4 protein-coding genes and 1 pseudogene are annotated in these 6,497 nt (G+C 45.1%); 1 reads left to right on the top strand and 4 read right to left on the bottom strand.

The window, feature by feature from the left end; translation table 11 throughout:
* Window positions 1–547 precede the first annotated feature (547 nt).
* From kaiC to O9324_RS10305, 3 genes are all read right to left on the bottom strand, one after another.
* The gene (kaiC, locus tag O9324_RS10315) at window positions 548–2,110 is read right to left on the bottom strand and encodes a circadian clock protein KaiC (RefSeq protein WP_002787202.1); all 1,563 of its coding nucleotides are present in this window, start codon (window positions 2,108–2,110) and stop codon (window positions 548–550) included.
* Window positions 2,111–2,303: 193 nt separating this feature from the next.
* Entirely contained in the window at window positions 2,304–2,618 is a 315-nt protein-coding gene (gene kaiB, locus O9324_RS10310; RefSeq protein ID WP_002733742.1) for a circadian clock protein KaiB, read from the bottom strand.
* Between the two features lie 56 nt (window positions 2,619–2,674).
* A complete protein-coding gene (locus O9324_RS10305) occupies window positions 2,675–3,604 on the bottom strand; it encodes a circadian clock protein KaiA (RefSeq protein WP_288140135.1) in 930 nt (309 codons plus the stop codon).
* A gap of 277 nt (window positions 3,605–3,881) precedes the next feature.
* Between O9324_RS10305 and O9324_RS10300 the strand changes: the two genes are divergently transcribed.
* Window positions 3,882–6,266, top strand: a complete 2,385-nt coding sequence (locus tag O9324_RS10300) for an ATP-binding response regulator (RefSeq protein ID WP_288140134.1) — start codon at window positions 3,882–3,884, stop codon at window positions 6,264–6,266.
* Window positions 6,267–6,367: 101 nt separating this feature from the next.
* Here the strand turns inward: O9324_RS10300 and O9324_RS10295 are convergent.
* Window positions 6,368–6,497 (bottom strand): annotated as a pseudogene (locus O9324_RS10295) (IS630 family transposase); the annotation flags it as partial.

The following is a 6,497-nucleotide window of genomic DNA, read 5'->3' as shown; positions in this document are numbered from 1 at the left end:
GGATTGAATCTTTTCAGAGGTTTGGGTTTTCTCTCAATAACAGAGGGACAGATGTGGTTAGCTGAACGTTGGGAAAAACTGATAGTTTTATCGACGTAAGAAGCAGAAAAATTAGCTAAATTAACAGGATGTACTCTCAGAAAATTTCAAGAGAGATAGGCTTTTAGTGGCTTGGGAACAAGCTTTATCAATCTCTTCCTAATAAATATTGGCAGAAGATTAAAGATTAATTATTGTGACTAACTCTTTTGATTAGAGAAAGATAAACTAGAGAATCTTCGGTCAAATTTATTAACTCAAAATCATCTGTACTTAATTTAAATGAAACAGCCCTAGGTTTGGGGGGTAGAACCCCCGAAAAGTCTGGATTTAGGACAAAAAATCTAGAAAGCACAGTTTTTAAAAAGAGGTTACGATAAAATCCCAACTTACAGCGTTTCTGGCAAAGATGAAGTGTAACTCAATTTGGTATCGACTCTTGACTCCCCAAAAGGAAAACTTCGTACCTCACCATTAAGATAACTGCTATAAATCAGTCAACTCCCGATTATTCATCCTGTAATTTTTCGCGTACATTGCGAACAATCCGCGATAATTCACTCTTTTCATCGACGCTAATTTTAGTCGGAGAACCACTAATAATCCGCTCGTAATTACGGAAAGAATCCTTGATATCCGCCCCGTCCTGACTGATAGTATATTCACGAATCCCTTTATCGTGCCAAGAACCGCGCATCTTAAAGACGTTAATCGCTCGCGACATTTCGCCGCGAATTTCCACATACTGCAGCATTAAAATCGTGTCGGTAATCGTAGAAATATGGGATTCGGTGATCGAGTGCGCTCCCATAAATTGGTCGGTAGTATTGGTGAAAAATCCCGTAATTTCCTCCTGTTTGGCGTATCCTGTCACCCCGATCACAAATTGCCGAAAAGCATTATTTGTCACCCCCCGCGCGAGCGCCGATAGAGAATCAATAGCAATACGAGAGGGTTTAAATTCCGAGATTTCCGACTTAATCATCTGTAAATGGTCTTCTAATCCCGCCGATTCCGGGTAAGAACACAACAATTTTAATAATCCCTTGCGTTCCATCTCCTCAAAATCGATCCCCCAAGAAGAAGCATTTCGGGACAATTGAGCGCGAGATTCTTCATAAGCGAACAAAATCGCCCGCTCACCGCGCCTACAGCCTTCTTCCAGAAATTTACTGACTAAGAGAGTTTTACCCGTACCTGTTGCTCCTGTAGCCAAAATAATCGAATCCTTGAAAAAACCGCCTCCACACATATCATCAAGGGTTTTGACTCCCGAAGAAATGCGGACATTAGAAGAGCGCTGAGTTAGACGCATCGCACCGAGGGGGAAGATATTAATGCCATCATTGGTGATAGTAAAGGGATATTCCCCCTTCATGTGGGTTGTTCCCCGTAATTTGAGGATTTCTGCGGTTCTGCGTCGCCTTTCTCCCTCTAGCACGTTCCGCATAATTACCACATTATCAGAGACAAATTCCTCTACACCAAAACGGGCCACCGCTCCGTATTCTTCGATACGTTCCGTGGTCATAATTGAAGTCACTTCTAATAATTTTAACCGGGCCACGAGCCGAAAAATTTCTCGCCGCACCACTGATGCCGCTTCGTACTGCTGAAAAACGGCAGTTACAGAGTCAATTGATACCAGTTTGGCTTTATATTTGGTAATTGCGTATTGAATGCGCTCGATTAGGGCCGAAAGATCAAAACTACCCACCACCTCTTGACCTTCCGGATCTGGGGAAGCATCGAGAATAAACAACTTACCCTGGTCAATTAATTCTTCTAAATCCCAACCAAAACTATAGGCATTTTGGATAATATCGGTGGGAGATTCTTCAAAAGTAACAAACAGGCCCGGATAGTCAAAATACTTGATCCCGTGGTAGAGAAACTGCACGGCAAGAAGGGTTTTTCCCGTGCCAGAAGTGCCACTAACTAAGGTAGTTCGCCCCATGGGTAAACCACCGTGAGTGATCTCATCAAAACCTTCAATTAGAGTTCTAATTTTGCGAACACCTTTCGGTTTAATCGGTGGATTCAATTGGCTATTAGAGTTAGATTGAGTCATTATTTATCCAGCGAATATTTAAAGAGTAGGATTTTTATCTAATTTTTCCACAGAAACATATCAAGCCTGACTAGACACTTTACACCATCTCGATTTCCATTGACTCTTGACTTTCCCATAGACGTACTAGATTACGCCCCGAGCGTTTCTCCTTCAATAAATATAACCCGTCTAATCACCTATGGCCGAAGACCTAGCTATCATTTTCTCGTTCACGAATTTCCTCGTACAGTAAGTCTAAACCGATCAGAACCTTCTCTCGATCGGACAAATCACCGATAATTTTCCGCACCGGGGGAGGGAGGACTTTCGCAAGGGTAGGAGTAGCGAGAATCTTGTCTTCCTCCGCTAGTTGCGGATTTTTCAGCACGTCAATCACCTTGAGCGCATACACTCCCTGAAATTCCTCTTCTAGGATATTTTTCAGGGTTTTCAAGGCACGCACGGAGTTGGGGGTATTGCCGGCGACGTACAGTTTTAAAACATAGGTTTTTTTAAAGACGCTCATAGGTTAGGATTAAAGGGGCTGGGGATACGAGTTCATCGCTATTTTTCTGGGATATTTTAGTCTATTCCCAATAATAAATCATAAGGGATATCCTCGCGAGGTATGGAACGACGATACATTTCCCCCAAGTGAGCAAGGATATCAATGAGAGCGAGACGATAATCTAGGAGAATTTCCTCACTTCTGCCTTCTAATTTTAACTGTTGGGAAAATTCATCCATTAACTCCATGTGAATTTCCAGAATTTGCGACACTGAGAGATCGGTAAAAAAGACATTATTAACCAACTCATCGATCGCTTGATTAATCGGATAATCCTGTTGGAAGTAATTTAAAATAATCTCCCGATAATCTCTTCTTAATTCCCGCAGTAATTCGTTTTTTTCCTCTGGGGCAAGATTGCGATAGAATAGCTGCGGGTTGCGTTTGTAGTAAACACCTAAATAGCCGAGTCTTTCTTTTAATTTTTCTGCTAAACGGCGCTGTTGTAGGAGGAGAAAACTGTGATTATTGGCCACGGGATTTGGTTGATTAACAATCGTAGTCCGCTCGGAAAAAGAGCAGTTAGGAGCTAAATGGAGAAATCTAGCGATCGCTTGGTCGATGACCGAGGTGATGCTGTCTAATTCCTTGACGGTAATTTGTAATTCGGCACTATGATAGAGACAGGTGGGAGAGTCATTCGTCTCGGCAGTGATGTTCTTGTCAGCGACAATGATCACTACTGGCAGTAAAATCCCCCCTTCGTAGAGTTGATTAAAAGTCGGCTGTAGGGAAGGATGAAAGACCACCAGCAAACAATCGATTTTTTCCTTCTGTGCCTCGATATTAGCCAGTAATTCGCTAGAAGACGACCCTAGGGTTAGATGATAGCGTTCATTAGCCAATAAAGCCGTCAAAGAATTAACCAGCCCCAGAGGTGAACTCACTCCCGTCAAGGGTGGGTCCGTTGGGACAAAAGCATAAATAGTCAGTCTCGGAGGCAACGTTTTCTCACCCGCAAGGTAGATAGAAAATAACAAACAATTAGGTTAGGCTTTCTCTGTTGAGAAGACAACCCCCTCGCCATCAGATCGGGGAAGTTAAAGTTAACTTTGCTTTTTGGCAGTGGGTATTGTAGTTAATTGTAATCAATGGGGAGGTCGTCTAGATGAGCGAGCGTCATAATCAAGGTAGATTCAAGTTCTAGGACTACTAATAGTTTGGCCATCAGTTTGTTAATTATGCCCTAAAGTTACCGCCACCGCCCACCCAATTATCCCCATGCCTAGCGTTACCCTCAGCCTCCATCACTTTAATCAATCCGTCACTGCCTGTGAATTAATTATTGACCGGGCAAGTCTTTGCGATTTAATTAATACGGGCAATCCAGAAGCGATCGTGGTGGTGGATGAGCGGTATTGTCCCCTAGGACTGATTGAGAGTCAAACCCTGATTGCTTACCTCCTCTATCAACAACAGCACCCCGACACCAGAAACCCCTCCTCCAACTGTCTGGATCTGAGCGGTTGGCTGCGTCCGATTATCCCTCTTAACGCTCGCATGGCCGTAAGTGAGTTTCTGGCAACCCTGACGGGAGAAGCGCTCGCCTTCGTCCCCATTTTAGTGGATACTCAGGGCAAACTGTTAGGACGCTTAGACACGGGCAAACTTCTCCAATTTTGTCTCGGGCGCTCGATTCTCGATGATCCTCCCCCGCAGCTCCGCATCAGCGATCGCATTCCCCCCCGCAGCGATCGTCCTCTGGAATTTCTAGAACAATTACCGCTGCCGCTGCTGCTCTACAGTCCAGAAGCAGGAATTTTATACCAAAATCAGGCTTGGTGTCAACAAATCGGGGCAGCTTTCCCCGCTAATATCGATAACTCGGCCTTGGCTTTAGTTAATGACCCCTTAACCCTCCCATCCCCCACTCCCCCCCTGTTTCCCCAGCGTCTAGAAACGGTGACATCGGGTGTAGCCAAGACTTGGCGCCTCTTGTCCGTGCCGTTAAATTTAACGGATAATTATCCTTTGATCGAGAAAGCTTCGGGACTGTGGTTACTGTTAGCCACCGATATCACGGAACAACAGCAATATTGTCAGGAATTAGCGGTTAAAAATGCCGATTTAGTCCATTTAAATCGTCTTAAGGATGAATTTCTCGCCTGTGTTAGCCATGAGTTTAAATCCCCCCTCACCGCCGTTATCGGTCTCTCCAATCTGCTGCGGGAACAAAAAATCGGTGAACTTAACCCCCGACAGTCCAAATATGCCGATTTAATCTATCGCAGCGGTCGTCAGTTGATGGCTTTGGTCAATGATCTCCTCGATTTAACCCGCCTAGAGACAGGACAACTACAATTAACTTTATCTAGAGTCAAAATCGATCGCCTCTGTCAACGGGTGTACGATATCATCGTCGATAAATATCCCCAACGTCTAGATATCCCCAGCAGCTATCGTCTTGACATCGAATCGGGGTTAGATTATGCCCTGGCCGATGAAACCCGTTTACAACAGATGTTAGTGCATTTGTTAGATAATGCGGTTAAATTCACCATTGATGGCGGTAATTTGGGCATTAAAGTCAATCGTTGGGAAAATTGGCTGGCTTTTACCGTCTGGGATACGGGGATCGGTATTCCGGAAGAATCCCAGCATCTGATTTTTCAGAAATTCCAACAGCTAGAAAGTCCTTTCACCCGTCAATTTGAGGGTGCAGGTTTAGGTTTACTCCTCAGCCAAAAATTAGCGCGCTGTCACGGTGGCGATCTATCCTTTGTCTCCAGGGCCCGGGAAGGCAGTCAATTTACCTTACTGCTGCCGGTTCATCCCCAAAGTGCAGACCAAGAGTCCGCCACTCCCCAGCGTCTGGTGTTAGTGGTGGAAGCTAATCCCCAAGTGATCGAACAATTTGTCGATCGCTTGAGTGAATTGGGATTAAAAGCTATTATCGCTCGTAGCGGCACTGAGGCGATCGAAAAAGCCCGGCAGTTAAAACCCCGTTGTGTTTTTCTCAATCCCAATCTCCCCCTCTTGTCCGGTTGGGATGTGTTAACGCTGCTGAAATCCCATCCCCAAACCAAAGATATAAAAGTTATTGTCACCGCCGCCGATTCTGAGCGCAACCGCAGTCAACAGCAAGGGGCCGATAGTTTTCTGGTTCCGCCAATCACCTCGGCAGCTCTGCAAGCTTGCTTAAATCTGACCGTTTCCCCTGTTCCTAGCCGAAAACGGCGCACTGCTCCGACTCTGCTGCGTTTACACGGTCATTATGCCCCCAATTTCTCCGATTTATCTTCCTTTAGCTGGATTTGGAATAATCAATTAGTTCGGGAAAATTATCGTTTTATCGAGGCCGATAGTTGCGAACAGGCGGAACTTTTAGCTACTGTCTGGGAGGTGGACGCTATCCTAATCGATAGTTCGATCGCAGAAGATTTATACTCTTATCTGCAAACCTTGAGCAAGTCGGAAACCCTCGCTAATTTACCCCTAGTCACCCTTGATGTGGCTGTCACCGAGGTGGCCAATCAAATCCCCGGTTTAGCCGTTTTTCCCTGTTTGGCCCCCCCGACGGAAAACCGCATCGAACAGCTATTAAAGGTGATCGAGACTGCTGATCTGGCTTTTTCTCGCCACTTGAGCGGCGATCGCGTCCTGTAGGGGCGAAGCATTCGGGCACGGGCAATAACCTATCGGTGAAACCCCACACCCCAGCTGCCCCCCCCGATCCCCAGGGGAAGCTTTTTTTAGTGATCTATACTTTAGACGTTCATAATCTGAGATTTATTAAACTTCTGAAATCGTAGAGTGAGCAAGGAATCCAGTTCTTTTTTATGTTTCAGGTGGGCATCATTCAGACATTCATAAATAGCTGAAGAAAAGTCAGAAAAG

Origin of the sequence: Microcystis sp. LE19-84.1B (assembly GCF_027531875.1) — a bacterium.
Classification (GTDB): Bacteria; Cyanobacteriota; Cyanobacteriia; order Cyanobacteriales; family Microcystaceae; genus Microcystis; species Microcystis panniformis.
This window is presented reverse-complemented; position numbering and strand designations above follow the sequence as displayed.

What these genes read in the sequence shown, in the direction of transcription:
- kaiC (WP_002787202.1), bottom strand. Translation starts at nt 2,110, where the DNA reads ATGACTCAATCTAACTCTAATAGCCAATTGAATCCACCGATTAAACCG.
- kaiB (WP_002733742.1), bottom strand. Translation starts at nt 2,618, where the DNA reads ATGAGCGTCTTTAAAAAAACCTATGTTTTAAAACTGTACGTCGCCGGC.
- O9324_RS10300 (WP_288140134.1), top strand. Translation starts at nt 3,882, where the DNA reads ATGCCTAGCGTTACCCTCAGCCTCCATCACTTTAATCAATCCGTCACT.